The sequence below is a fragment of the Aureispira sp. CCB-E genome, from assembly GCF_031326345.1.
In the GTDB taxonomy this organism is placed as follows: Bacteria; Bacteroidota; Bacteroidia; order Chitinophagales; family Saprospiraceae; genus Aureispira.
Genome location: NZ_CP133671.1, coordinates 1,294,480 through 1,315,733, shown reverse-complemented (window position 1 = coordinate 1,315,733; position 21,254 = coordinate 1,294,480). Strand labels below are relative to the sequence as shown.

Genomic DNA, 21,254 nt, shown 5'->3' with positions numbered 1-21,254 from the left:
TCAAAATTTAAGCCCCTCAAGGGCTTTCAACTCGTTTGCGCTGCAAAGATAAGATATGTAGTTTATTCTACACTACGATTGATCATTTTTATTGATGATTTGTATCTTTTTTACATTATTATTATTAAGAATAGGTTCATAGATTCTAGCATTTACAAAATACTAAAAACCTAAATCCAGCAACCTTTTTGTTCTATTTTACAAGTACAAACTTCTATGATATAACTTCCTTTTTTAGATGCATTTTTTAGGGTATTTCCCCTAATAGAAGTTGATCAAATATTTCTATAGCCATCAGTTGCCCCATCCTTGAATCACGTGTCGTATAATCATTACTCTGTTGAAACTACGTAGTAGCAGCGCAGCTAACTACTAATAATATAACTTGCAAAAAAATGGAACCTTTTAACTATCTAAAATATCTTCTTTAGACGCCACATCATTTAGCAATAAATAGTATCGGAATGTCGCTTGAATTGCTCGAATGCTGATGTACACCATCAAACCAGCTAAAAAAATATTCCCACCTCCTTCTGAGGAAATTCCAAATTTATTCATAATTGTCATAATAAAAGCGATAACAGAAAAAAGGAATAAAATTACCGCAACAACTCGGCTCTTTAATTGTCTCAGTAATAAGCCTAGTACAATTAGAACCACCCCATCTAGTATAATCGCAGGCATTAAAATAATTCCAATTATAATTTGGAGACAGGCAACGACAAAAAATCCATTAGCTGTTTCTTTGATAACTCCCAAAGCATCTTCTTTTGTTTCAATTTTAGCAAATGCTTTTTTGGGTTCTGTGGTTTTAGTCATGATGTTTTTTAGTTTTAATATATTAAAGTAGTCTGTGGATAAATTTTTTTAATTAAAATCCACAAAGTAATGTAAAATCGAGATATAGAACCAACCCTATTTAAAGTTCATCTAGAAAAACGACTCCATCAAAAGCTGTTCCACTAAAAGGCATATCCAAACGAGGGCTTCTTAAGTATTTTTTATCGTATACATTATGACGCTCATCAAAACGAGTTGGATAATAATTCATTTGAATGATTGTTTGAGTGGCTCTTTCTTTCAAACTGGATATACCTAATAATCGTTCTCGCACACTAGCCGTTTTACAAATAGCTATCATCTTAGCTACTTGTTCAGCATCATATACAGAAGGCTCAAAAGGAGTATCATTGCGCTCTGGAGCAGGAATTGGTAGATCTCCGTTGCGCCACATCGACGTCTTATCATCATAAGGGAAAGGGTCGATAGGCTCTCCATTTAGCCAAACATTAAAATGAATGTGAGGAATGCCTAAAGGAAAAAAAATCAATGCGTCCAAACCACTGTACCCCGATAACGCAATTGCTTCCCCTCGTTTCAAAATCGTTCCTACTTGAACCAAAGAACGAGCTAAATGAGCATAACACGTCATCAAGCCATTGCCATGATCTATAAATATCTTTAAACCTCCTCGGTTAAATTCTGATTCAATGGCCACTACTTCTCCTGCGGCAGCAGTACAAACCGTAGAACCAACAGGAATTGCAAAATCGGTTCCATTGTGACTATCATAAGTCAATTGTTTGCCACGAAAATCTCTAATTTGGGTACGCTTGACCGACCAACCATTTTCAATGGGTGTTTGGATGTGATTGACTAAGTTGGATAAAATGGCCTTTCGGTCTATGTAAAATTTTCCTCGCCATAAGGTAGGAGAAATTTTAGGGTGTAATTGCGATAAGCTTGATAAGCCAAACTTTGATCCTGGCACATCTTCTTGTCCAAATAAAGCGATTTTGGTTTGGCGCATCCGCTCCTTAAATGGAGAAAGACCTAATACTTCTCCAAAAAATTTTAATTTTTCCATTTTGTCGGGGGATTAATAAATCTAACAATAATATTCTACTTCCTTTGTTCATAACTCTATTGAGTTGTTTCTACCTAACTATAACTATTCTAATGAAAGGTAGTTATTTTTCAGTTGCTGAAGCACAAATAAAATTAGTAAACTTGACCTAATTTTATTTTTATTTAGTATATTTGACCTAAACAATTCTAGAACACTATTAGAATTTTGTCATCCTAAAACTCTAACTATATCTATACAAGGCTTTTAGCCTTTTTTATCAAGTTTACTAAATTATTCATCTTATAATTATCAAAATGAAAAATTCAGCACTATATCAAAAAATTGGATCATGGGCTTTTATCCTTATTGGCACATTACATCTTAGTGGGCATTTCTTGATGACACCAACAGAAAAACAACTAATATTAGCAGCACAAATGGAACAGTTTACCGTCGCCCCTTTATTCATGGAAACCAACATTCTAAATTTTTATAATGGATTTAGTATCCTTATGGCTGTACTAATTATGGGCTATGGAATACTTAATCTTTTATTATCAAAAGCTGGTACTAACAAGGCTTTAAACATACGTTCAATTTTACTATTAAATAGTTTGGTAGCTAGTATTGCCTGTATTGTTTCTATCCTATACTTTTTTATTCTTCCAATTGTATTTACTGGAGTAGCTGCTATTATGTTTGGACTTGCCTACCTAAGCCTTCCTACACCTTCCATTCGATAATCATTCTAAATCGCTAAACATCATTACTAGAGATCTTCTTTTAAGCGCTTAATCATTGTTCGTTCGTACAATTGAGGCAAAAACCGATGCAACCAATAAGAAATTTTACCTGTATTCCCAGAAATGAGTAAGGGCTTATTTTTTTGACAATATTGGTAAATATCCTGAGCAATCTCTTCCACTGCAACTGTTTTTCCAATTGTTTTTTTCGCTTGATAAATAGAATTCTTATCTAAAGAAGCATCCTCAGTCTCCAAGGGGGCTTGAATAAAAGAAGGACAAACCATCAAACAATGTACCCCCTCTTCTTGGAGTTCGCTTCTCAACGATTCAAAAAAACCGTGTAAAGCATGTTTGCTAGCGGCATAGGCAGTACGCCCCAATAAAGGGGCAAATCCCGCCACACTTGAAATATTAATAATAAAGCCTTTGTGTCTCCGAATTTGATCTAAACAAGCTTCTGTGCAATTAACTGACCCAAAAAAATTAACCTCCATTACTCGGCGCGTAATTGCTTTATTTTTGTCCATATCGACATAACGTTCAATATGCGTAATGCCTGCATTATTGGCTAGTCCGTCAATTCGTCCCCAATGTTGTAAGACCTTATCCATTGCAGCAAAACAGGATGACCGATTGGTAATATCGCAAATGATGGGGAGCACTTCTATCTTTGTTGCTTGAAGTTGGGATTCTAGTTGGTCTAAACTAGCTTGGTTAATATCTAAGGCTGCTATTTTCATCCCAACATCTGCAAATTGCTTGCAGATTGCCCGACCTAAATTCCCCGAGGCACCTGTCACTACAAGCACTTTATCTTCAAAATTTCGTTTCATTGGCATTTATTTTTTAATAGTTAGCGGCACTGCTACTAGGTGGTTCTTAAAAAACTTTGTCAACTCGAATTAATAGTTCATTCGTTAGCAACATTCAATTTAAGAATACTTTATCGCTTTTTCACCTCTATATCTAAAAAAACAAGAATACACGCATAACAAACTTATTATCAAATAAAATTAAACCTACCCAAATCATAAAATCTACTCTATGGATGGTTAACGCTGCCCCCCTCTCGAGTCAAACAATGCATTTTTTTAGAGAAGTAGAGGATGTTGAATCAAATGGCAAAACACCAACTGCATTCAATTTATTTATTCCTAAGCATAAGAATCAACAACTATTCTTTGTACTTTTGCACCTCACTATAACAACAATATCAAATGAAAGACGAACAAACTATTGTGATTGGAATTCCTGGTAAATGGAAAAATAGAGATGCTATCGTGGAAGCAATTGCGAAAAATAGTGGCGGATATACTTTTGCAGGGATGATGCTCATTCACGACCAAACTCAAGAGAGTTTTGGTTTAGAAATTTATGAAAAAGATTCCAATTTACGTCAAGCATTTGAATTTGCGGGCATGGGACAACTCTCTGAGGAATTCCTTCAGTCAATAGACGAACATACGTTCACGGTATACATCATTGGAGAAGGAGGAAACTTAGAGTTAGCTCAGAAAATGATGACTGTAAGCCAAGCTTTGTTAAAAATTGGTGGCTTGGGTGTCAAAATAGAAACGACAGGAAAAGCTTTTAGTCCAGAAACATGGAATAACATCTGCAATTTGCAAGAAGACGCTAAGTATTACGATGCTTTTGTGACAAAGTTGCGCGCACAAGATGATGTTTATTATACTTGTGGGATGCATAATCTAGGACTTCGAGATGCTGTTATTGGTGCCGTTGATATGAATACCGCTATTTATACCTTGGATGTTTTTTCTATTTATCAAATTGTTGAGCAACCGACAATTCAAGCAGGCGAAACTTTTTCAGCTATTGAGGATAGTCCTCATTTCGAAATCTTAGAAGAAAAAGACACTCGTTATCCAGAAGGAGATGGATTCCACAACAAATATGGCATGTGGATTTTGCGCCCTCAACATTTGAGTTGATAAGTAACATCTAAGTAATCGTTCAAAAAAATAACAAGTACCACGCAGTAGCAGCGTAGCTAAAACAGCCTTCTTTTTGCGCTACACTTCATCAGAAAAACTTGTCTTAGCTCGCTAAGCCTTCCTTTTTCTTCTTGGATTCGCAAAAATAATCCCATTTTTTGTTCTTATTTTTTCTGACCTCTTACTTATTTATAGTAGTTCGTTGATTACCTGCGGTGCTACTTCGTGGTAGCTCCCTGCGGTCGTGAGATCGCTATCGCTTAGTTGTTTACTTTTTTACCAAAAAGATAAAAAACCACACTTATATTAGTTTGATAATCAAAGCTTTAATACAAAATGCGATAAAAATCATAACTCATTAATTATCAACTGCGCAGCACTCACGAAGTAAACTAATAAAGTTTAGCTGCGCTGCTACTCCGTGGTTTCAACAAACTATTGTTATTTAGATAAGTGGCGTAAAATTCCTCGATCAAAAGGCGACCAAATTGCTGTCTTTACAGCTGCCTTTTTTAAGGCTTGGTTGACCCAAATATTGCAGGTATATAGACAAGTATAGTTTCCTTTGGCTTCGTAAAAAAAGTCATTGTCTCGATAGCCCGTTCCTTCTAAAATCTGGATCGTTCCTTTTTTGTCGTATTTAAACGATTCATAAACAAATTTTTTCATGGCTGCTAATTGCTCGTCACACAGTTCGATAGATTTCCATTTTGAATTGAGGTACTTGTAGTGGGTCAAATGCATCAGCGTTTTACTAGGCAAAAAACCTGCTGCAATTGCTGTACTAATCTTTAACTCAGCCCAACTTGGTGTATGTAAATAAAATCCTTTGTCACCCCACCCTATGGCAATATAATCGCCTTCTATTGGTTGTAACTGAACTAAAAAAGCCTCGTCTAGTAAACTTTTGTGGAAGATTAAATCCATGTGAACGCCATTGCTAGTAGCATAAACCGTGTATGGTTTATCACATTTATAGTCCTTGGGTGTTGTGGTCAATCTAGATAAAAACCAAGCAAAGAAAATATAGTTGAGAACAAAAACGAGGCAAACTACCAAGAAAATGAGCAAGTACTTAGTTAGTCGGAAAAGTATAATTTTCATGTTTTTAGGTTTAAAGTATATCGTCTAAGATTTTGGAGGTTCTATACAAATCGTCATTTTTTTTATGATAACCCCAAACCTTTACAAGGTAACAAGTTTACGATCATTTTTCTAACAATCAATTGAATTCAATTTTTACAAAAAAATGAAAGACAACTCAAAGAAATAATATAGCTCAAATGTGGCGATTTCTCGCCTATCCATATAACTTTGTGAAGTACTAAAATAAAAGAAATTGTTTATAAAGTTAAAAAGAGTTAAAATCATTTTTTTTCAAAAAAAAAACTAGTTCTTCGGAACAAATCTTAATAAAACTAGTATATTAGATAGCATTACTATCACTAAAAAAAATTGAGACATACTAAAGGAATGATAAAACCTTGGGCTATAGACAATAAATTCAACTTATATGATTTACTTCGGTATATCACCATATGTACTATTGCCTTTTTTTTTGTTGCACAACCTACAATTGAAGTTGTCTTCAATTTAGTCGAGACAGAATACGAACTGTGTGAATCTTTGGAGGAGGATGACGTTGAAGAGAAAGAGGAATTAAAAGAAGAACAAAAAAAAGAATCTGAGTTTTTGACGCCTAAACACACAACTTATCTCGCCATTAATAATATAGCTGTCCATTTACGGGTAGCCACCAATTTACTTTGTCAATCACATTATATTAGAGAATTCTTCTTAGAAATTCTCCTCCCTCCTCCTGAACAGGTTGGATAACCAAAAATCAATCAAATGCAAATACATTAAATTATCATTTAATATATTTTTGCTTTATTCTTCTATGACTTATAGTCTATGAATGACTATTGATTTAATAGCAACAACCTAGTTGAGTACGGCTAATTCCCTTAGACAAACCGTTCTTAACACTACCATTAAATATAAAGATGCCGTTCGATCAACTGCATTTCTATCAATATAAAAAACTGTATTGAATTTGCCTTCAAAACACAATACCCCGAAATGTATTGTTCTTTTGTTTTAAGTATCAATACTTTATTCAAGTTATAAATAAAATGAAATCTACAGATAATTTATTAGATGACCTTCCTCAACCAGAAAATCCTCAACAAGGAGTTCCTCAACAAGGAAATGATTTAAGCCCATTCAAAAACTTCAAACACGATTTTCCAGCCAGTATTATTGTATTTTTAGTCGCAATGCCTTTGTGTCTAGGAATTGCATTGGCTTCTGGCGCCCCACTTTATTCGGGATTGATTAGTGGAATTGTCGGAGGAATTGTAGTAGGAGCCTTAAGTGGTTCTCCTCTTGGAGTAAGTGGACCCGCTGCTGGTTTGGCAGTGATTGTCTTAAGTGCCATTACAGAATTGGGCAGCTTTAACATATTTTTGGTGGCTGTTGTTTTAGCTGGTATTCTTCAGTTGATTATGGGATATGCCAAAGCAGGAGTTATTGCCTACTATTTCCCTTCTTCAGTTATACATGGAATGTTGGCAGGAATTGGGATTCTCATCTTTCTAAAACAAATTCCTCATGCTGTTGGCTATGATCCTGTCAACGAAGCCGATTGGGGTTTTTCTCAAGCTGATGGTCAGAATACTTTTTCAGAATTGATTAATATGCTCAACTATATGAGTTTCAGCATCATTGTAATTTCTGTGATTTCTTTGGCTCTGTTAATCCTTTGGGAAACACCATTTTTCAAAAAAAATCAAGTGACCAAATTAATTCAAGGACCTTTGGTCGTCGTTGTTTTAGGAGTATTGCTAAACGTTGCATTTGCCTCCAACCCTGAATGGGCAATTAGTAGCGATCATTTGGTTAATATACCTGTTGCTAGCAACGCCAACGAATTTCTTAGCAACTTTGCTTTTCCAGATTTTAGTGCCTTGACCAATCCCAGAATATATGTCATTGCAATTATTTTGGCTGTTGTTGGTAGTTTGGAAACACTTCTTTGTACAGAAGCTTCTGACAAACAAGATACCTTAAAACGTGTTACGCCTGTTAACCGAGAGTTAAAAGCACAAGGGGTTGGTAATATTGTTTGTGGTTTGATTGGTGGAATTCCGATTACACAAGTTATCGTTAGAAGTTCTGTCAATCAACAATCAGGTGGGAAAACCAAAGCTTCTGCTGTCATACATGGTGTGTTAATCTTATTGAGTATTATCATTATTCCTAACATACTCAACCTAATCCCATTAGCAACCTTAGCTGCTATTTTGATGGTCGTTGGTTTCAAATTAGCCAAACCTTCTTTATTTATGAAAATGTATAAGCAAGGATTAAGTCAATTTATTCCTTTTGTTGCTACGATTTTAGGTATTTTATTTACCAACTTATTGGTTGGAATTGGAATCGGAATGGCTGTTGCCATTTTCATTATCTTGCGCAACAATTATAGAGTAGCTACTCGCGTTGAACAAGGCAAAGGTTCTAATATTCGTTTGGTTCTGTCAGAAGATGTAACATTCTTAAATAAAGCCTCTATTCAGGGTACTTTAGCGCAGATTCCAAACGGAACGCACCTAGAAATTGATGCTAGCAACACCTATTTTATTCACCATGATGTGATAGAAATCATTGAGGATTTTAAGATCAATGCTGCTAGTCGAAATATTACAGTTACAACAATTGATTTGACCCCCGAAAAGGAAAAAGAAGTGCGGGCTTTGAATCATTTTGAACTTATTTCAGAATAAAATTTTGCTCATAACAATTACTTAAAGAGGTCATTTACTTATTGGTAAATGGCCTTTTAAATATACAAAGTCATTGTTCAAACAACTTACACCCCAACTAATCTATGTTTATTCATCTTACAAAAGCCAAACATTGGCAAATCTTCTTCATTCTATTTGTTATCCCTTGCAGCATTCATTTCCTTTCCTTTCGGTTTCTTGTAGGAAGTCCTCCTTTCCTTAACCGACAAATGTTAGATTATCACATTACCTATATCAGTCCTTTTGTAGTTCTTTATTTTTTATCAAGCTTGATACTTTGGTTTCGAACGGTTGGTATTCTTTTGCAACGTTCCATTCCTATAGAGTTAAGATTGAATATCAAACGATTCCAATTCTTTATTTTTATTCCTATTGTTTATGGTTTATACTTGGAAGGTGTTTTATTTCAATTGACGGGTATTTCCTTCTTTGCCCCTTCTTTTGAGCACCATCCCATCAAAATATTTCTATATATCCTTCCATTTCACTTGTGTGCTCTATATGGTATTTTGCACACTATTTTTTTTGTAGCTAAAACAATAAAGACCGCTGAATTACAGCGACAAGTCTACTTTAAGGAATGTATTATAACATTCTTTCTCTTGTATTTTCTTCCCATAGGTATTTGGTTTATTCAACCCAAAATCAATCGTATCATTCACATTTTACCTTCTTCTTCCCAAGCCATCAACCATAATCTTTTATTATTAGATGATGACAACTTTGAGGTATAGTTTTTTATCCATGATGAAATATTACCTAAATAGCGGGATTACCACTATATCTAAAACAGACCTACAAATAAACTCATAAAAACCTACCAATCAAACACATAGCACTCAAAACATATCTATCAACAAAATAATATGTACTTTTATTCCATATGTCCATCATCTACTTTTGAATAAAACGCAGGCATATGATCTATCAGCAGTGCTATCGCGTACACTAAAAGTTAATTCTACTAGTAAAATATTTTCTCCCCACCAGAATCTTGTTCTGTCGTATCCGACTAAACAAGAAGGAATGATTTCCTAATTTTTACACTACGATTTTTTAGTCTCAAAATCTATTATAATCATGAAGCTTAACTTTTTAATTTATTTTTGGGTGGGCAGTTTTTTATCTTTACAAGCTCAAACCATTCTTTTTTCTGAGGACTTTGAAAGTGGCACCTTGCCAACAGGCTGGTCTAGACAACAGGCAATAAGCTCTACTGGTTGGCAAGTCGGGATTTACACTTCTCTATCCAGCACCAATTTTCAAATTCCTCCGCATTCCAACTTTGCCGTTTCTAATGACGATGCTTGTAACTGTGATATGAGTAATGATTTACTCATTAGCCCTGCGATTGATTTGAGCGCAGCCTCAATGCCTCAATTGACTTTTTCTACCTTCATTAATGGAAGTTATAACTCAAAGGGAAGTATTTTAGTGAGTACAGATGGAACCACTTGGAATACACTTCAAGACATTGCAACGAATCCTGCATGGAAAACCTATCAAGTTAATTTGATGCAATATGCTGGAGCATCTACCGTGTACCTTGCTTTTAAACACGATGATAACGGTTTTTATGCTAGTGGCGTGGCAATTGATGATGTGGTTGTTTTTGAGCCTGCTTTTGTTGGCAATACGATTTTATTTGAAGGTTTTGATGCTTGTACGCTGCCAAGTGGCTGGGGAACTATTGAACATTTGGGAGGCGTAGGGTTTGAATTTGGCACTCCCAGTGCTTTATCTGGGAATACCGTAGCTATTCCCCCACATAGTGGGTGTGTAGCAGCTATTAATGATGCCAAACACGATGGCGTAAATGGAACGCCTAACAATGTAGACGATTTTTTGCATACGCCTAGTTTAGATTTAAGTAACTATGGTAGCGTATTTTTAGAATTTGATACTTGGGTGGCTTCGGATAGGAGATTTTACATGGACGTCGTTGTTAGTACAGACTCTATCAATTGGAATTATGTGAAAGGAATTTATTCTATAGATGGGTGGCGTTCTTTTCAAATCGATCTAACAAATTGGGCTGGTCTACCTAAAGTATATATTGGCTTTAGAGCAAGGGATTTCAACTTTACATACGATCAAGGAGGTGGAGCTATTGATAACATCCATATTTACGAACCACCGACACATGACTTAGAACTAAATCATGTTTTTCCTTATCAATACATGGCCGTTGGCAAAAGTCCTGTAAAAGGAAAAATTAAAAATTTAGGAAGCGATGTAATTAACTCTATAGACATCCACTGGCAAGTCGATAACGGTACAATTAACTCTGAAACACTTACTGGTTTAACATACGATCCTTTAAGTAGCAATGATTTTTTATTTAGTGACTCTATAGGAATTTATACAACTGGAACACATACATTAAAGATTTGGATTTCAGCACCTAATGGTTCTCCTGATTTAAATTTATCCAATGATAGTATTACTAAAACAATAGAAGTCCTTCCTTACCTTCCCAAAAAACGAGTAGTATTAGAAGAACATACAGCGACTTGGTGTACCTCTTGTCCAGAAGGACTGGACTCGACCATTGCTTTTTCAGATCGAAACCCTGATCTTATTGTCACAGCTATTCATAATGGTGACATTATGTCCTATACAGATGGAAATATAGTAGCGGGTGGCATGGGTTTGAGGGGACTGCCAAGTTTGACCATTGATCGCCGCCAATCCCCAAGTACCCAAAGTTTGTGGTTTAGTCCTTATAATAACTTGGAAGCTCCTTATCAAGAATATCGAGATTTGATAGAACCTATAGAAATTACATTCTTACAAAAAGCCTACGATACTTTAACCCACGAATTAACAGTTGAGGTAAATGCTGAGTTTTTTGTTGCCTACCCGCACGATGACCTTCGACTCAACGTCATCATTACAGAAGATAGTGTCTCCAACGAATTTGATGCCAATTATAACCAAGCAAACGCCAATACATTTCCTTATTATCACCGCCATGTAGCTAGAGCCAACCTCGATGGTGCTTGGGGAACTCAAGGTAGTCTTCCTACTTCGGTAGCTGTTGGCAACTGCTCCAAACTATTTACTTGGACAGTTCCTGATAGTTTTAACCTAGACCAATTAGAAATCATAGGCTTGGTGCAACGACATTCTGCCGACAGGTATAATCGAGCGATTCTCAATGCGAATAAGATTGGGTTTAATGAAAATTTATCTCCCACCTCCACCCAAGCAATTCAGCTCCTTACTAACCCTAATATCAATATCTATCCCAATCCTTTTTCGGATAACTTGACCGTTGCTTTTAATTTAGCTACTACTGCTAATGTTAGCATAGAAATCGTGGATATGATAGGGCAACAGGTCGGCTTTTGGCAGAACAAGACCACTCCTGCTGGTCGTCAATTCGTAACAATGAGACCACATTTGAGTACGAATTTAGTACAGGGCGTTTATTTTCTAACCATTCAACTTGGAGAAGAACTCTTCACCCAAGAAATCATCTATCAAAACTAAATTTTATGAAAACGATTTGCATTATCTTAATGGGGTTGGGATTAGCAGCAAGTATCACTGCTCAAACTTCTTTTTCTTTAAATTTCACAGATACTTGTTTTACAACAGGAACCAATAGCTATGTTGCTATAGAAGGAACGTTAAGAAACAAAAACGCCTCTCTTTTACAAATGAGTTTATTGCTAAAAAATGTCCACACACCCAGTGATTGGTCTGTTGTCGCTTGCGACCCTCAGCAATGCCTCCCTCTAGGAATTGTTTTTTCTACTTTCACAATGAGTCCCAATCAAGTTGCTCCTATTTTTGTAGACTTTACAGTTGGAAATACAGCAGGTGTTGGAACAGCAGAAATTGAACTTACCGATTTAAACAATTCAGAAACATCTCTTTGGACGCTAAAAGTTACGGCATCGACAACCACCAATACAGTAACCTATCAATTAGAGGAACAAAAGCCTATTCTTGTAGAATGGTTTAACTTTCAAGGACAACGTATCCAGAATATAAAAACTGTTCCTTCGGGTATTTATATTCGGCGGTTGAGTTTTGAGCGACAAGCGGCTTCTTCCACTCAAGTTTATGTCAATAATAATTAGTCTCTTTTTAAAATTTATGACAGGTCAAATTCACAACAAGAACTATGTGTTGCAAAATGCTAGCTCCTTTTGTGAATTTGACCTAAAAATTATGGTTATCAACCATTTTATCTTAGAAACCAATAATAATTATAACTTTTTAGCGTAAGTTTTATTTTTTTATAACTTTTATGCTAATTTAGTTTTAAATTAGATCTCAATGATTCTACATCCAATATTTTGATTATCAAAAACAATTGGTATAAGACTCACTCAAACACAACACAAAAATTTAAAAATGGGGTTATTAGATTGGTTTAAAAAACAGGCTAAGAAGGATGCCATAGAACTAAAAGAAGAAGACAACCAAAGATCTATTTATGCTACCTTAAACAAAGCACAAGGTGAAGGGATTTCGCATGAAGAAGCACAAGCCATGCAAGCAGAAATTTTAGAGCTATTGAGCAAAGAAGATAAAAATTCTGCCATCAATTTTGCTTGTCAATTGCTAGCAAAAGGACAATACGAAGCTTGTATAAAAGCCTTCGAGAAAATCATGGAACAAGAACCATCCGAAAAAGGCACTTGTGAAAATCAAATTGGAGCGGCTTACTTTTTTCTAGGAAAATATCCAGAGGCAATAGCACACTACCTTTTGTCTTTACAAAATGGATTTGATACCGAAATGCTCGATTATAATATATGGGAGGCTGCTGAGGAACATTACAAGGCAACTGGTGATAACACCTTTGTTAAGACTTACTTACAACACTTTCCAGAAGGAGAAGCAAGAGCTGCTGCCGTGAAGTTATTATAAATAGGAACTATTTCCTGCCATACAAAACAAAAGCTTGCTTTTGAAAACATTTTGTTGTATATTTATCTTCTGCAAGATAGAAAAATCAAGTTTTTGTTTTATAGTTTATACAACTTCATATATCATGTCAACTACCCCTGCTATTAGTTTGGATGTTTCGGTCGTCATTACCAACAAAAACCACAAAAATTCTTTGGAATCTTTTGCCCATGCGCTTGGTTTGGCAGTAGAAATTTTGGAGGAAGTCCCCTTTCAAGACATCTATACTCCTACTAAAGATTTTGCCCATGCTTTCTTCTCCAACCAAGGAACCTTGTTTTTTATTCCTTCAGGAGAATACAATATAGCTGCTGCATCTAGAGCTAGTGAAGTTGCTTTTTTAGATATTGTACAAAGCACGGCTTCTTTTAATTTAGAATATGCCAAAGATGGTTCTATGCAACGCATTTATACCAATTTTAACGGTACGGTTCGTCGTAACATCAAAGCTCCATTGGAATGGGAGTCTAGTAGTAAATCTTATGTTGAAATAATGTCTGATGCGATACAGGCACTGACAGGGCAATCATTGGAATTGTATCAACAAGATAAAGCTGCTCGTTATCATATTATCAAGTAAACAGCTTTTTAGTCATGAGCCGTTTCATTCAAGAAAATAAGCTTGTTATTTTTCCTCCTGCTCAATACGAAGCCGATCATTTCATCAATCCTCATTTAGGGTGGCGATGGCTTTATATCTTTCTAGCTTGGTTGCTTATCTCTATTTTATTAGGATATTATGGCGAGTTGTTGGTTCCTGTTGTTCCTGACCAAGGCTTTTATAGAGAGTTTTTTATGAGTGCAGGACAACTAATCTTTCAAACAGTTGTTATTGGGCATCTTACCAAAAATCGACTGATTCATTATTTAGGAAACATGATGACAGTCTCTCTTATTGGTGCATTACTTTTGATGCCTGTTTTGTTATTGGCTTGGTGGACAGGTTGGGATGCTCCTTGGTGGTATACGACTTACTTTTTGGTCATCGTTGGGGTTATTATTTTAATCCACAAAGATAGAGTAGAACGACTAAAGTTGCATTGGAGTATTACGCTTTCTTGGATTGCCTATCGAGTTTTGCTATTAATCATTATTTATGGTATTGGTCCTTTATAATAACTATTGCTACATGACCTTAACTCTACTGTTCCATCATCAAAAGTTTTATTTCTTTTTCTCCCCCTCTCATATATTCCCCTCCTGTATTGATATAATATAGTTTCTTTCCTTCCAAAAAAAAGGTATAGTATAATATAGGTTTCATGTTTTACTTGTTATTTTTTCTGACCTCTTACTTACAACTATTAAGAAAATAAAAAATCGCTTCGAATTTAGACCTATTAAACTCTTAGCCAATAGTACTGCCCAAAATCGAAGCGATGTAATAATTGTATTATTTTTTAGTGCATGATATGCTTCTTACCACTTTCACGCCAGCCTGCATCGTATTTTGAACTTGCGTAATAGATTTTCAGGTCAGCATCGTATTTTGAATCTACAAAATAGATTTTTTTGTCTGCATCATACTTTGAATCGACAAAAAACCATCGACCTGCTTTGTCGGTATCATATTTAGAATCTACTTTGTAAACGACTAAATCTGCATCGTATTTTGAATCGACAACATATACCTTTACATCGGCATCGTACTTGCTACTTGCTTCCCAAACTTTTTGGGCATTACTTTGTGTCGACATTGTCATAAAAATAACAAAGGCACATAAGAAGAATAATTGCTTCATGTTTTTTTTTATTTTGTTTGATAAAAATCTAATTACCTAAGATAGGTATTTTTATGTAATTATAACCATAGAAAGAAGAAGAAAGTGCCCTGTAATATCAAAAATTAAGACATTATTTACAGCACCACTTCCTTTCTAAACAAGTAAGAGTAACCTCCCCACAACGAATAGATTATCAACTCTCTAAAAAACCCACAGCAACAAGCCATTCAAGAAATCAGCTTTTTTTTTGTAACTTACAATATCAGGTATTATAAATAAATGATTCCTTTGAACATAAGCGTACAATATGGACAAATACGACCGACAACTTGAGTTTCTAATTCAAACATTTCCTCATCATGCCAAAGAACATTGCCAAACTGTTTTTTTATCTGTTGCTAAAAGAGATTTACGCAAAGCTTTGTTTTATTTACTTCAACCCAATACAGAACTAGAAGAATTATTAGCCCTATTGTGGCACAATCCATCTGAATTGCCAGCTCAACAAATAGAATGGATCAATGATCTAATGCATTGGTATTGCCCCAATGCTTCCTACAAAAAAATAGTCCATCAAGCCTCTAAAAAAAAGCCTCTACTCTTAGAAAAAGAAACTATTCGTCGACTCAAATCTTTTCGTAGAGCTCCCAGGAAAGACATGTTCAAGCGGTGGTTTGAATTAATGGACAATCGCTCGGATACAGTGAGTTTGCATTTTTTGAAGTGTTTGCGCTCTTTCGACCGAGAATTAGAGCCTTTTTGGGCATATATCGATGCTTATGCTCGGTCTTCAAACCCTGATATTATCAAAGCAGCTTTGTCCTTACTGGCACAAATGCCTACAGGAATACAAAAATCTATCTTAACGATTGGAGGTTATTTAAAAGACCCCAAAATGCGTTTTTACGCTTTGGTTGCGATGCAAAACACCACACAATTATCCCCTGCCCTGCTAAACAGCTTGCTCCATCCAATTGTTACAGAATATAGGCAACTTATGAACACACAAGGTCGTATAAATGATTTATGGGAAGAATTTAGAATAGTGCAAACCATTCTAAAAAATAATGGCATCCGTTTATCGATTCCAGACATTGGTTTGGGGCGTTTTTAAGGGCGTAAGTCGATTTCTAGATAACTACTTATTCATTTTAGGAACTCTGAAACTTCTTCTAATGGTTAATATAAGTATACGAGCTAACATTACTTCGTTGAAACCATGCAGTAGCAACAAAGTTAATCAATGGAGTATTAAACTAATAATACTCCGTTGATTTTTTAGTTTTCTTACGAAAAACGTAAAAAAGCATCTTGCATTAGTTTGATTATCAATCTTTTAGCACAAAAACCAACAAAGATACATCTTGCTGATAATCAAACTAATACGATTTTTCAACGGAGTAATGAAACTAACAAATGTGTGCTATTAAAAACAGCTCTAGGCGCAATAATTATAATATTAAATCATAAAAAATAAAAGAATCAGATGTTCTGGACAGCAATTGCAATAATGGTTATTGGAGGGTATTATTTCGACCTTCAAAAACAAAAACTAAAACAAGAAAAACGTGGTGGTGCCAATTCTAAAGAAGTCAAACTCCAATTAGGTCGTTTGATGGCAGAAAATGAAGAAATGAAGGAGCGCATACGAAATTTGGAATACCTAATGACAGATCGAAAAGATTATATTGATATAGATTATGAGAAAGAGCAAATGAGATTGGACAACAATAACAATAAGTTTGAATACTAAACCACCGAACCTTATTTAATTACTTCATCTCTTTTCACTAAAACAACAACCAACTATGGACGAGTTTTTTCTGTTTATGCTTACCGTGATAGGTGTCCCTATGGGATTTTATTTCCTTGGAGCTTACCTAAAAATCAAGCTTCAAAGCTTGCGACAAAAACACAACTTAATAGAACCCAATGCCAATACTAAAAATATGCAACAACAAATGGAGTACTTAATGCATGAAAATGAAGAAATAAAAGAGGAGCTCCACAACATTAAGTATTTACTAAGTCGACAGGACAAACGAGAACGCATTGATTTAGATTATGAAAAAGAGCAAATGAGATTGGATTATGATGCCAAAGGTTCTTTATCCCTTTAAATCTTATTATCTTAATTGTATTTCTTAATCTTTGCAAATTTATATTATGGAAATTCTTGTTCCCATTATTGCCATTATTATGATCTTTTCTATTCCACTGGTTGCCCTATCCAATGCTCATAAATTAAAACTTGAAAAGCTAAAGGCAACCCAAAATGGTGGCAATGAAGCGGTTTCTGATTTGCGCAAACAAGTTGGTCATTTGATGGCTGAAAATGACGAAATCAAAGAACGGCTTAAAAATCTAGAATATTTATTGACCAATGACTCCAAGCGCATTGACTTAGATTATGAAAAAGAACAAATCCGAATTGATCAACAGAATAAATTTAATTCATAATGGAAGTCATAATTGAACTTGCAATTGTTTTTGGTTTTGGGGCTGTTTTTGTAACTTTATTTTTCTTTCTGTTTCAAATCTTGCGACTAAAACTAAAAAAACTAAAGCGAGAATTTGCAGAAGAAAAGGAGTTGAGTCAAGTTGATGTTCTAAAAAAAGATATTGGCTATTTGATGGCTGAAAATGAGGAAATGAAAGAGGAATTGCAAAACATCAAATATTTACTTAGTGGAGAAATCAGCAAACAGGCTATTGACTTAAAAGCGTACGAGAAGCAACAAATTAAAATTGATAAAAGAAATAAATTTGAATTATAATTATGCTAGCAGAAATAGCCCTCTTTATTTGTGTTTCAACAGTTATTTTAGTTTTTATCTTAACTCGTTTTTACCTCAAATTACAAGAGTTAAAATACAAACATAATTCTCATTCTAATCAAAGCGCCTCAGAAATAAAGCAACAACTGGGACACGTAATGGCCGAAAATGAGGAAATGAAAGAAGAGTTATCCAATATCAAATACCTATTAAGTCAAGACAAACGATTTATTGATATTGAAGCTTACGAAAAAGAACAAATCCGAATTGATCAAGAAAATAAAATGAACTCGTAACTTTATTCGTAGATTACTGCACTGATACACTCTTCATATTCAATCCGTGCTTAAACGGACTATTTTGTTTATTCAATTGATCATACTATTATGCCTGTATTAGCTGGATTATTAGCCCTTTGTTTGTTGCTGGTTATTGGTTATACCTTGACTACTTCTAACAAAGCATTCAAAGAAAAAATGGAACAAGAAAAGCAACAAAAAGCCCTTGCTGAACAATTACAAGCTGTACAAAATCAAATTTCTAATTTAGAACAACGATTGGGCAATGTAGAAGTGATTTTGACAGATAGTCAATTTATGGATCCTCCTACCAATGGGCGTGAAGCAATTGATTTAAAAGCAGAGATTAATGAACTAAAATCTATTATTAAAAACTTGAGGTGAACAACAGCATTTTACGTATCCAACGATTCTTAAACATTTCCATTGTATTAATAACTGTCATCGTTATTTTAGGGAGTCTTGGTCTGTGGATCGTGAATTACGAAACATTAACAAGTTTTATTCTAAAAATGGTGCACAAAGAGTCTTGGCGCACCTATTTTGAGCAAGAAGTATTTCCCCCTAGCCGCTTCCATCTATTGCAATACTTGGTCCTGATACTAAGTCTATTTTGGGCTTTTATTGGTTATCGGCTTTATACTCAAACACAATACTTAGCAACGAGCTTTGCTTATTTTGGGCAACAATCCAAAAATATTATTCATTGCCAGATTCAGCAATTTGAAAAGCAAGAAACCTTTTTTTTCCTTTCCATTTTATTGCTTTTTTCCCTCCGAGGAATCCTCCAAATATACCGTTACGAACTTCAATACGATGAAGCATGGACCTATAACCATTTCATTTCTAATGGCTTTTTTGTTTCCGCAATTAGCCCCAACAACAATCACATTCTCTATACCTTAATTGCTTGTTGGTTTGATTACTTGCCCTTTGAAGCCAAATATTGTTTGCGTTTTCCTGCTTATTTGGGAGGTATAGCTACCTGCATCCTTTTTTACGGTATGGTTCGAAGCCTATTAGGACAGCGGAAATGGGCATTAATCGCCTTAGCATGGTTTGCATTTTCACCAGCAATTTGCTTCTATTCTATGTACGCAAGAGGATATATCTTTCAGATATTTTTCACTATTTTGACGTTCTGGACAAGTTTAAAACTAAGCACTCCACACCGTTCGATTTCCTCGAATTACCTTTGGGGCGTATGGATTATTGCTAGTATTTTAGGATTTTACAGCGTTCCGACCTATGCCTACATTTGGCTGGTGATCAATTCATTTTTAGGCATTCATTTTTTCACCCAATCTGGTCAGTATAAAAAATGGTTAATAAGCTTATTGAGTGTTCTTTTGGTAACAACTCTTTTATACTTTCCCTTTCTAATCACCAATGGTTTTAATACCCTGATTGCAGTTGCTTCTACTGAAGCCCCCCAAGGTGAACATTTTGTCTCTTATCAAGACAAAGTAGCCGATTGGATACTTTTTGGAGGAGGACGTGGCACCTCTGTCTATTGGTTTTGGCTGTTGTTAACCTGCTGTACCCTCTCTATATGGTGGGAAACAACGGCTCAACGAATCAAAAGGACGATAGAACTGGTTATCCTTTTTTTACTATTTCCTTCCCTCTTGAACCTTTTGATAGGTACGCAACCTCCTTATCGTGTTTGGTGTTTTTTGAGTATTGCGGTGGGACTATCTCTGGGAATAATAGGTTCTCATTATACCCAGAAACTAACATCCTCTGTTGTATTCATCCTAATAGGTCTTAGTTTAAGCTTTTTTAACATTTGGCGAACAGAAGTACACTATGCCATTCGTTGGAGTGCAACACTAGATCAAAATGTAAAAACAATATCAAACGTACTCCTACAACATAATTTTTCTGAAGTTTATCTGTTTTCCAACTATGACAAGCCTTTATTGGAGTATTATTATTTAATAAAAGAAAAACGTTTAAAGGTATTTATGGAAGCTAAAGCCAGTAAAAACCATGCTCCGTTTATCAATACTCGTCTTTATCCTGTTGTCTTATGGGACAAAGAAGATCGAGTGGCATCTTTAGAGGAAAAACAGTGGTTAGAGCAATACTACCCTATCACTTTGTACGAAGATGCCCGTGTTGCCTTGCGAAAACCTCTATAATACCAAGCTTCTCTTCTTGTTAACTGACATCTTTAAACCTCAAAGCACGAACAGCACGTTCAAAGGCATTCATATTCTGCTCAACCTCCTTGGCACAGGTTCCTATAAACAATAAAGAAGATTCTTCCCCCAAAATAATAGTTTGATACAAGTAAGAAACTTGACCTTCCATTTCTATCGTAGCTTTGAGTACTAGGGCAGTTTGGTCCGCTAATTCAAGTTCTGTGATTTCTTCAGATAAGAATGTCGCTCTCTGTTGAGTTTCATAACGCTGAATTAATTCATTGGTATAATTTTGAGCGGCATCTTTAGACATAAAAGGCAATGGAGCAATTGTTATTCCTGGAACTTCCTTATGCTCTATGGTATCTGCCGCACCATTCGGACTAAAGATAAACATGGTATTTATCTTAGTATTGAATTCAAAATCAAAACTATCTTTATTAAACGTAAAATTCGCTAATTCAAAGGGATCTAATTCAAACGCTTCGTCATAAAAAACAGTTCTTATAATCTGAATCAACTCCTCCTTGCCTTCTGCATCAGAGTTTTTGCATACGCCCACCATCGATGCCACAACAGTTTCATTTCCAAACCAAATACCAAGTTTGGTTTCTCCTGGATATTTAGACGGTCCTTCAAAGTAGATTGCATCGTAGTTATTGACCTTTATTTCTTGATAAACATCTACTTGTGCTCCTTGCGCTTCAATCGCTTCTCTTGACAGATTAGCTTTTGCTTCTTCAAAAGAAGCGGGCATTTCCATGACTTGAAAATACAACTTTTCTTTCTTCTGATATCGGGCTAACTCTTCCACATGTTCGTATTCTTCAGGAGCAACAACCCATACTTTTGTTCCTGCTACTCGAATATGTTGTTTGGTTTTAGACGTTTGAATGGATGTAAAATCCTCTCTCTTGGGCTCCGTACAAGAAAAAAAGATATTGAATAATAAGAATGGTAATAATAATTGAATGGTTTTAGGCAGCTTCATTTTTAATCAGTTCTCAATATTTATAATTCGATAT

At 35.2% G+C, this 21,254-nt stretch carries 26 protein-coding genes; 19 read left to right on the top strand and 7 right to left on the bottom strand.

Translation table 11 applies throughout. The features are described from left to right. Positions 1-405: 405 nt before the first annotated feature. Positions 406-819, bottom strand: a complete 414-nt coding sequence (locus QP953_RS04995; protein WP_309554159.1) for a hypothetical protein — start codon at positions 817-819, stop codon at positions 406-408. Between the two features lie 100 nt (positions 820-919). After that, positions 920-1,867: a M23 family metallopeptidase gene (locus tag QP953_RS04990; RefSeq protein ID WP_052594575.1), complete on the bottom strand. Its 948-nt coding sequence runs from the start codon at positions 1,865-1,867 to the stop codon at positions 920-922. A 296-nt stretch (positions 1,868-2,163) separates the two neighbouring features. Between QP953_RS04990 and QP953_RS04985 the strand changes: the two genes are divergently transcribed. After that, positions 2,164-2,592: an LIC_13387 family protein gene (locus tag QP953_RS04985; protein WP_052594577.1), complete on the top strand. Its 429-nt coding sequence runs from the start codon at positions 2,164-2,166 to the stop codon at positions 2,590-2,592. A gap of 26 nt (positions 2,593-2,618) precedes the next feature. On the opposite strand, the gene QP953_RS04980 is transcribed toward QP953_RS04985, so the two are convergent. Next, entirely contained in the window at positions 2,619-3,428 is an 810-nt protein-coding gene (locus QP953_RS04980; RefSeq protein ID WP_309554158.1) for an SDR family oxidoreductase, read from the bottom strand. A gap of 384 nt (positions 3,429-3,812) precedes the next feature. Here QP953_RS04980 and QP953_RS04975 point away from each other — a divergent pair, with 384 nt between their 5' ends. Then, on the top strand, positions 3,813-4,547 hold the full coding sequence (locus QP953_RS04975; protein WP_052594581.1) for a hypothetical protein: 735 nt from the start codon (positions 3,813-3,815) through the stop codon (positions 4,545-4,547). Positions 4,548-4,991: 444 nt separating this feature from the next. Here QP953_RS04975 and QP953_RS04970 read toward each other — a convergent pair whose 3' ends face one another. Beyond that, entirely contained in the window at positions 4,992-5,654 is a 663-nt protein-coding gene (locus tag QP953_RS04970; protein ID WP_309554157.1) for a DUF2459 domain-containing protein, read from the bottom strand. Positions 5,655-6,005: 351 nt separating this feature from the next. Between QP953_RS04970 and QP953_RS04965 the strand changes: the two genes are divergently transcribed. The 9 genes from QP953_RS04965 to QP953_RS04925 all read left to right on the top strand — a co-directional run bounded on the left by QP953_RS04965 (position 6,006) and on the right by QP953_RS04925 (position 14,398). Next, complete coding sequence (locus QP953_RS04965; protein WP_309554156.1) at positions 6,006-6,386, top strand: hypothetical protein; 381 nt, start codon at positions 6,006-6,008, stop codon at positions 6,384-6,386. Positions 6,387-6,685: 299 nt separating this feature from the next. After that, positions 6,686-8,335, top strand: a complete 1,650-nt coding sequence (locus tag QP953_RS04960) for a SulP family inorganic anion transporter (RefSeq protein WP_309554154.1) — start codon at positions 6,686-6,688, stop codon at positions 8,333-8,335. Positions 8,336-8,439: 104 nt separating this feature from the next. Further along, on the top strand, positions 8,440-9,090 hold the full coding sequence (locus QP953_RS04955; RefSeq protein ID WP_309554153.1) for a hypothetical protein: 651 nt from the start codon (positions 8,440-8,442) through the stop codon (positions 9,088-9,090). 346 nt (positions 9,091-9,436) lie between these two features. Continuing rightward, a complete protein-coding gene (locus QP953_RS04950) occupies positions 9,437-11,851 on the top strand; it encodes a T9SS-dependent choice-of-anchor J family protein (protein WP_309554152.1) in 2,415 nt (804 codons plus the stop codon). Between the two features lie 5 nt (positions 11,852-11,856). Beyond that, positions 11,857-12,447 (top strand): hypothetical protein, encoded by a 591-nt coding sequence (locus QP953_RS04945; RefSeq protein ID WP_309554151.1) that lies wholly within the window; start codon positions 11,857-11,859, stop codon positions 12,445-12,447. 16 nt (positions 12,448-12,463) lie between these two features. After that, complete coding sequence (locus QP953_RS04940; RefSeq protein ID WP_309554150.1) at positions 12,464-12,595, top strand: hypothetical protein; 132 nt, start codon at positions 12,464-12,466, stop codon at positions 12,593-12,595. A 129-nt stretch (positions 12,596-12,724) separates the two neighbouring features. Then, entirely contained in the window at positions 12,725-13,243 is a 519-nt protein-coding gene (locus QP953_RS04935) for a hypothetical protein (RefSeq protein ID WP_309554149.1), read from the top strand. 124 nt (positions 13,244-13,367) lie between these two features. Then, positions 13,368-13,862, top strand: coding sequence for a hypothetical protein (locus QP953_RS04930; RefSeq protein WP_309554147.1), 495 nt, complete (start codon positions 13,368-13,370; stop codon positions 13,860-13,862). Positions 13,863-13,876: 14 nt separating this feature from the next. After that, positions 13,877-14,398 carry a hypothetical protein gene (locus QP953_RS04925; RefSeq protein ID WP_052594597.1) on the top strand — a complete coding sequence of 174 codons (522 nt, stop codon included), beginning with the start codon at positions 13,877-13,879 and terminating at the stop codon, positions 14,396-14,398. 25 nt (positions 14,399-14,423) lie between these two features. On the opposite strand, the gene QP953_RS04920 is transcribed toward QP953_RS04925, so the two are convergent. Continuing rightward, on the bottom strand, positions 14,424-14,546 hold the full coding sequence (locus QP953_RS04920; protein ID WP_309554145.1) for a hypothetical protein: 123 nt from the start codon (positions 14,544-14,546) through the stop codon (positions 14,424-14,426). A gap of 136 nt (positions 14,547-14,682) precedes the next feature. After that, positions 14,683-15,024 carry a DUF6150 family protein gene (locus QP953_RS04915; protein WP_052594601.1) on the bottom strand — a complete coding sequence of 114 codons (342 nt, stop codon included), beginning with the start codon at positions 15,022-15,024 and terminating at the stop codon, positions 14,683-14,685. 289 nt (positions 15,025-15,313) lie between these two features. Between QP953_RS04915 and QP953_RS04910 the strand changes: the two genes are divergently transcribed. The 8 genes from QP953_RS04910 to QP953_RS04875 all read left to right on the top strand — a co-directional run bounded on the left by QP953_RS04910 (position 15,314) and on the right by QP953_RS04875 (position 20,226). Next, positions 15,314-16,120: a hypothetical protein gene (locus QP953_RS04910; RefSeq protein ID WP_052594603.1), complete on the top strand. Its 807-nt coding sequence runs from the start codon at positions 15,314-15,316 to the stop codon at positions 16,118-16,120. A 372-nt stretch (positions 16,121-16,492) separates the two neighbouring features. Continuing rightward, the gene (locus QP953_RS04905; protein ID WP_052594605.1) at positions 16,493-16,759 is read left to right on the top strand and encodes a hypothetical protein; all 267 of its coding nucleotides are present in this window, start codon (positions 16,493-16,495) and stop codon (positions 16,757-16,759) included. 55 nt (positions 16,760-16,814) lie between these two features. After that, entirely contained in the window at positions 16,815-17,126 is a 312-nt protein-coding gene (locus tag QP953_RS04900; protein WP_052594607.1) for a hypothetical protein, read from the top strand. A 46-nt stretch (positions 17,127-17,172) separates the two neighbouring features. After that, positions 17,173-17,466, top strand: coding sequence for a hypothetical protein (locus QP953_RS04895; RefSeq protein WP_052594609.1), 294 nt, complete (start codon positions 17,173-17,175; stop codon positions 17,464-17,466). Then, a complete protein-coding gene (locus QP953_RS04890; protein ID WP_309554144.1) occupies positions 17,466-17,783 on the top strand; it encodes a hypothetical protein in 318 nt (105 codons plus the stop codon). Before QP953_RS04895 ends, QP953_RS04890 begins: the two co-directional genes overlap by 1 nt. A 2-nt stretch (positions 17,784-17,785) precedes the next feature. After that, positions 17,786-18,079 (top strand): hypothetical protein, encoded by a 294-nt coding sequence (locus QP953_RS04885; protein WP_052594614.1) that lies wholly within the window; start codon positions 17,786-17,788, stop codon positions 18,077-18,079. A 90-nt stretch (positions 18,080-18,169) separates the two neighbouring features. Beyond that, positions 18,170-18,466 carry a hypothetical protein gene (locus tag QP953_RS04880; protein WP_052594616.1) on the top strand — a complete coding sequence of 99 codons (297 nt, stop codon included), beginning with the start codon at positions 18,170-18,172 and terminating at the stop codon, positions 18,464-18,466. Next, complete coding sequence (locus QP953_RS04875) at positions 18,463-20,226, top strand: hypothetical protein (RefSeq protein ID WP_309554142.1); 1,764 nt, start codon at positions 18,463-18,465, stop codon at positions 20,224-20,226. Before QP953_RS04880 ends, QP953_RS04875 begins: the two co-directional genes overlap by 4 nt. 19 nt (positions 20,227-20,245) lie before the next feature. Here the strand turns inward: QP953_RS04875 and QP953_RS04870 are convergent, their stop codons facing one another. Then, positions 20,246-21,220 carry a hypothetical protein gene (locus QP953_RS04870; protein WP_309554141.1) on the bottom strand — a complete coding sequence of 325 codons (975 nt, stop codon included), beginning with the start codon at positions 21,218-21,220 and terminating at the stop codon, positions 20,246-20,248. Positions 21,221-21,254 lie beyond the last annotated feature (34 nt).

Excerpts from the sequence above, each read along its gene's own strand:
- QP953_RS04995 (WP_309554159.1), bottom strand. The coding sequence starts at position 819 with ATGACTAAAACCACAGAACCCAAAAAAGCATTTGCTAAAATTGAAACA.
- QP953_RS04990 (WP_052594575.1), bottom strand. The coding sequence starts at position 1,867 with ATGGAAAAATTAAAATTTTTTGGAGAAGTATTAGGTCTTTCTCCATTT.
- QP953_RS04985 (WP_052594577.1), top strand. The coding sequence starts at position 2,164 with ATGAAAAATTCAGCACTATATCAAAAAATTGGATCATGGGCTTTTATC.
- QP953_RS04980 (WP_309554158.1), bottom strand. The coding sequence starts at position 3,428 with ATGAAACGAAATTTTGAAGATAAAGTGCTTGTAGTGACAGGTGCCTCG.
- QP953_RS04975 (WP_052594581.1), top strand. The coding sequence starts at position 3,813 with ATGAAAGACGAACAAACTATTGTGATTGGAATTCCTGGTAAATGGAAA.
- QP953_RS04970 (WP_309554157.1), bottom strand. The coding sequence starts at position 5,654 with ATGAAAATTATACTTTTCCGACTAACTAAGTACTTGCTCATTTTCTTG.
- QP953_RS04960 (WP_309554154.1), top strand. The coding sequence starts at position 6,686 with ATGAAATCTACAGATAATTTATTAGATGACCTTCCTCAACCAGAAAAT.
- QP953_RS04955 (WP_309554153.1), top strand. The coding sequence starts at position 8,440 with ATGTTTATTCATCTTACAAAAGCCAAACATTGGCAAATCTTCTTCATT.
- QP953_RS04950 (WP_309554152.1), top strand. The coding sequence starts at position 9,437 with ATGAAGCTTAACTTTTTAATTTATTTTTGGGTGGGCAGTTTTTTATCT.
- QP953_RS04945 (WP_309554151.1), top strand. The coding sequence starts at position 11,857 with ATGAAAACGATTTGCATTATCTTAATGGGGTTGGGATTAGCAGCAAGT.
- QP953_RS04940 (WP_309554150.1), top strand. The coding sequence starts at position 12,464 with ATGACAGGTCAAATTCACAACAAGAACTATGTGTTGCAAAATGCTAGC.
- QP953_RS04935 (WP_309554149.1), top strand. The coding sequence starts at position 12,725 with ATGGGGTTATTAGATTGGTTTAAAAAACAGGCTAAGAAGGATGCCATA.
- QP953_RS04930 (WP_309554147.1), top strand. The coding sequence starts at position 13,368 with ATGTCAACTACCCCTGCTATTAGTTTGGATGTTTCGGTCGTCATTACC.
- QP953_RS04925 (WP_052594597.1), top strand. The coding sequence starts at position 13,877 with ATGAGCCGTTTCATTCAAGAAAATAAGCTTGTTATTTTTCCTCCTGCT.
- QP953_RS04920 (WP_309554145.1), bottom strand. The coding sequence starts at position 14,546 with ATGAAACCTATATTATACTATACCTTTTTTTTGGAAGGAAAGAAACTA.
- QP953_RS04915 (WP_052594601.1), bottom strand. The coding sequence starts at position 15,024 with ATGAAGCAATTATTCTTCTTATGTGCCTTTGTTATTTTTATGACAATG.
- QP953_RS04910 (WP_052594603.1), top strand. The coding sequence starts at position 15,314 with ATGGACAAATACGACCGACAACTTGAGTTTCTAATTCAAACATTTCCT.
- QP953_RS04905 (WP_052594605.1), top strand. The coding sequence starts at position 16,493 with ATGTTCTGGACAGCAATTGCAATAATGGTTATTGGAGGGTATTATTTC.
- QP953_RS04900 (WP_052594607.1), top strand. The coding sequence starts at position 16,815 with ATGGACGAGTTTTTTCTGTTTATGCTTACCGTGATAGGTGTCCCTATG.
- QP953_RS04895 (WP_052594609.1), top strand. The coding sequence starts at position 17,173 with ATGGAAATTCTTGTTCCCATTATTGCCATTATTATGATCTTTTCTATT.
- QP953_RS04890 (WP_309554144.1), top strand. The coding sequence starts at position 17,466 with ATGGAAGTCATAATTGAACTTGCAATTGTTTTTGGTTTTGGGGCTGTT.
- QP953_RS04885 (WP_052594614.1), top strand. The coding sequence starts at position 17,786 with ATGCTAGCAGAAATAGCCCTCTTTATTTGTGTTTCAACAGTTATTTTA.
- QP953_RS04880 (WP_052594616.1), top strand. The coding sequence starts at position 18,170 with ATGCCTGTATTAGCTGGATTATTAGCCCTTTGTTTGTTGCTGGTTATT.
- QP953_RS04870 (WP_309554141.1), bottom strand. The coding sequence starts at position 21,220 with ATGAAGCTGCCTAAAACCATTCAATTATTATTACCATTCTTATTATTC.